Here is a 4075-nt window from a genome sequence, read left to right on the forward strand (position 1 = left end):
TCGAATCGATGACGAGCGAGATCGCCGCGCCCGCGACGAAGCAGATCAGCCCGCGCTGGCCGACGGCCACGACGGGCCGCACGCCCTGCGCGATCCGCGCGATCCAGCCGAAGCGCACGCAATCGGCCATCAGCCAGGCGATGGCCGCGAAGCTCACGACGCGCGGCAGCGCGAGATCGCGCTTGAACACGCCTTCCGGCAGCGGCAGCCCCGAGAACAGCTTGTAGCTCGCGCAGCCGAGCACGACCGCGCACGCGAGCCCGGTCGCGGCTGCCCCCCAGCGCCCGAGCGCGATGCGCCGGTAGAACGGCTGGCAGCGCGCGAGCACGCCGGCAACGAACATCAGTTGCCACGCGAACGGATTGAAACTCCAGCGGAATCCGTCGGTATCCAGCAGCTCGGGGCCGAGCCAGCCCGCCGTCAGCCACGACGCGATGCTGAGCACAACCAGCAGCCACGGATGCCGGCGTGCGAACGGCACGAGCACCGGCGACGCGAGCGCGAACAGCACGTACATCGGCAGCACCGACGCGAGATAGGGCTGGCGCTGGAACGTCAGCAGCTCGGCTGCGCCCGTGAGCGGCGAGGCGAGCATCACGCTGACGTCGTCGAGCGCGAGGTTCGGCGCATCGATCCCGTAGTGGTCGAGCACGGCCGACACGACGAGCATCAGCGTCGAGGTCGCGAGAAACGCGCGGTAGATCTGCATCGCGCGGCGCACGAAGCGCTTTTGCGCGGCGCGCGCGCCATGCCGTTCGGCGATCGCGCCATAGGCGCTCGCGGTCGCGAAGCCGCCGAGAAAGACGAAGACCTCGGCCGCGTCGCACAGCGCGAATGCGTGCAGCGTGACGCGCGACAGCACGCTCGCGCCGATGTGATCGACGACGATCATCAACAGCACGATGCCGCGGAAGAAATCGACTTCGATCAGGCGGCCGCTGCGCGACGGTGGAAACGTGGCGGAAGGCGGCGGGCTCAACGACATGAGCGCACCTGCACGACGGCGGTGCGGCGCGCACCCTGGAATGGATCGGGAAGGAGAAGGCAAGCGGAATCAGCGGCGATACGCGTATGCTCGCATCGCGCCAACCCGGCCGGCCAGGCACGGAGATGACCGTTCATTGAAAGGCTGCATACGAAGGGAAGTCGGTGAGGCCAGTCTAATGGCCGATCCGGGGAGACCCTAAGTAACAAAGTGCAACCGAATCTTCTGTTCGATTACAGGCGCGAGCCTTGTCGTGCAAAGCAGGCAGCGTCGCCAGACTCACGTCAGTGCGACGCCAGTTTGCGGTCAGCATCGGCATGTTCGACCGCTACGGTGTCGTTGTCTTGCGATGCACGACGCGGCACGCTGCACGCGGCCGCCGCATCGCGATCGACGTTTATCCGCGCGCGGGCAGGCGCCGCATCAGCATCGCGCTGTGCCACGCGGTCAGCGCGACGGCGACCCAGATCGGCCCGTACGTCGCGAGCTTCGCGACGCTCAGCGTCTCGCCGAGCAGCAGCAGCGACACCGCGACGAGCAGCACCGGTTCGACGTAGCCGAGAATCCCGAACAGCGCCATCGGCAGCATCCGGCTCGCCTTCAGGTAGCTCGCGAGCGCGAGCGTGCTGAGCACGCCGAGGCCCGGCAGCAGCACGGCCCACAGCACCGGATGGTCGGCCACGTGCGTCGTGCTCGTCACGACCATCGCGAACGCGATCGGGCACAGCAGCGCGATCTCGACCGCGAACGCGGCGAGCGAATCGGCGTTGATCCGCCGGCGCAGCACGAAATACGGCGGATAGCCGAGCGCGACGACGAGCGTCGGCCACGCGAATGCGCGCGTCGCCCACACTTCGTGCGCGACGCCGAGCGCGGCGCACGCGACCGCCGCCCATTGCAGCGGATCGAGCCGTTCGTGATAGTAGAAGCGGCCGACGAGCACCATCGTCAGCGGCAGCAGGAAATAGCCGAGCGACACTTCGAGCATGCGGCCGTGCAGCGGCGCCCAAAGAAACAGCCACAACTGCACGCCGAGCAGCGCGGCGCTCACCGGCAGCGCAATCAGCAGACGCCAGTCGCGCACACTGCGCCGAAGGAGGTCGACGAGCGCGGGCAAGCGGCCGCGCAGCGCGATCAGCGCGAGCGCGCCCGGTGCGGTCCACAACACGCGCCACGCGAAGATGTCGAGCCCCGTGAGCGGCGCGAGCAGTTTCGCGTAGGCGGACATCAGCGCGAACAGCATCGACGCCGTCACCGACAACATGAGGCCGCGCCCGGCCTCCGGATACCCCGTCATGATCGTTCCGCGCCTCTTACTGCTGCTGGAAGCGCTCGAAGCGCTTTTCGGTCTGACGTTCCTCGAACGTCACCTCGGTCACGCGCGCAGCCGGCGGCCCGTGGCGCAGCCACGCGAGCATCCGGTCGATCTGCGCGCCGGAGCCCTGGATCATCGCCTCGACGGTGCCGTCCTCGAGATTGGCGACCCAGCCGCGCAGCTTCAGTGCATGCGCCTCGCGCACCGTCGCATGACGGAAGCCGACGCCCTGCACGACGCCGCGCACCCGCACGTAGTAGGTCTCGATCCGTTCGTCCTGTTCATTGCGGCTCATCGCGTCGCCCTCCCGTTGATTCAAGCCCGGCATTGTAGTCGCGTCGGCCGCTTCGCACACGGGCCGGAGCCGGTTCGCCCCCGTCACGGCCTTGCGTCGCCGCGCGCGCCGACCACGTACAATCTCGCCGATGCTCAACCGCCGCGCCGCTCGCGCGCGGCCCTGAAGGAAACGCATGACTGATACCTCCCGCGATCTCGTTCTCGTCACCGGCGCGTCCGGCTTCGTCGGCTCGGCCGTCGCGCGCATTGCGCAGCAGAAGGGCTATGCGGTGCGCGTGCTCGTGCGCCCGACCAGCCCGCGCACGAACGTGGCGAACCTCGACGCCGAGATCGTCACCGGCGACATGCGCGACGAGGCGTCGATGCGCGCCGCGCTGCGCGGCGTGCGCTACCTGCTGCACGTGGCGGCCGACTACCGGCTGTGGGCGCCGGACCCCGACGAAATCGAGCGCGCGAACCTCGAGGGTGCGGTCGCGACGATGCGCGCGGCGCGCGCGGAAGGCGTCGAGCGGATCGTCTACACGAGCAGCGTCGCGACGCTGAAGGTGACGAGCGCCGGCGATCCGTCCGACGAAAACCGGCCGCTTACAGCCGAGCAGGCGATCGGGGTCTACAAGCGCAGCAAGGTGCTCGCGGAACGCGCGGTCGAGCGGATGATCGCCGACGAAGGGCTGCCGGCCGTGATCGTCAATCCGTCGACGCCGATCGGCCCGCGCGACGTGAAGCCGACGCCCACCGGCCGCATCATCGTCGAAGCCGCGCTCGGCAAGATTCCCGCGTTCGTCGACACGGGGCTGAACCTCGTGCATGTGGACGACGTCGCGCACGGCCACTTTCTCGCGCTCGAGCGCGGCCGGATCGGCGAGCGCTACATTCTCGGCGGCGAGAACCTGCCGCTGCAGCAGATGCTCGCGGACATCGCGCAGATGACGGGCCGCAAGGCGCCGACGATCGCGCTGCCGCGCTGGCCGCTCTACCCGCTCGCGGTCGGGGCGGAAGCGGTCGCGAAGTTCACGAAGAAGGAGCCGTTCGTCACCGTGGACGGGCTGCGGATGTCGAAGAACAAGATGTATTTCACGTCCGCGAAGGCCGAGCGCGAGCTCGGCTACCGTGCACGCCCGTACCGCGAAGGGCTGCGCGATGCGCTCGACTGGTTCGGCTCCGCGGGCTACCTGAAGTAACACAAAGCGGCGTGCTTCACGCCGCTTTGCGCACTTTGTTACACGTCCCGCGCGGCCCACTACCGGCGCAGCGGTTAAAATCGCGGGTCTTACGCAGAGAAGACACGCATGAACCTGAACGATCAGATCGCTTCGCTCACCATGGGCGTCGATCAGCTCCTCCACGATCACCACGCCGCGCAGCAGGCGGCCCGCAGCGCGGAAGCCTTCGCGCGCGCCGCAGCAACGGAAGCCCAGGCCGCGGCAGAGCGGCACGCCGCCGCGGAAACCGAAGCGCAAGCCGCCGCGCAACGCCAC

4 protein-coding genes and 1 pseudogene are annotated in these 4075 nt (G+C 68.8%); 2 read left to right on the forward strand and 3 right to left on the reverse strand.

The window, feature by feature from the left end; translation table 11 throughout:
- The 3 genes from G3N93_RS35360 to G3N93_RS35370 all read right to left on the reverse strand — a co-directional run.
- Positions 1-985: OpgC domain-containing protein (locus tag G3N93_RS35360; protein ID WP_206135053.1), on the reverse strand; the 985-nt coding region annotated here is incomplete at its 3' end.
- A 397-nt stretch (positions 986-1382) separates the two neighbouring features.
- On the reverse strand, positions 1383-2282 hold the full coding sequence (gene rarD, locus G3N93_RS35365) for an EamA family transporter RarD (protein WP_174945798.1): 900 nt from the start codon (positions 2280-2282) through the stop codon (positions 1383-1385).
- A 16-nt stretch (positions 2283-2298) separates the two neighbouring features.
- Positions 2299-2595, reverse strand: a complete 297-nt coding sequence (locus G3N93_RS35370; RefSeq protein ID WP_174940647.1) for an acylphosphatase — start codon at positions 2593-2595, stop codon at positions 2299-2301.
- A 175-nt stretch (positions 2596-2770) separates the two neighbouring features.
- On the opposite strand from G3N93_RS35370, the gene hpnA reads away from it, so the two are divergent.
- The gene (hpnA, locus tag G3N93_RS35375) at positions 2771-3778 is read left to right on the forward strand and encodes a hopanoid-associated sugar epimerase (RefSeq protein ID WP_206135054.1); all 1008 of its coding nucleotides are present in this window, start codon (positions 2771-2773) and stop codon (positions 3776-3778) included.
- A 108-nt stretch (positions 3779-3886) separates the two neighbouring features.
- A pseudogene (locus G3N93_RS35380) lies at positions 3887-4075 on the forward strand (phage tail protein); the annotation flags it as partial.

Source organism: Burkholderia sp. Se-20378 (assembly GCF_017104665.1).
Lineage (GTDB): Bacteria > Pseudomonadota > Gammaproteobacteria > Burkholderiales > Burkholderiaceae > Burkholderia > Burkholderia lata.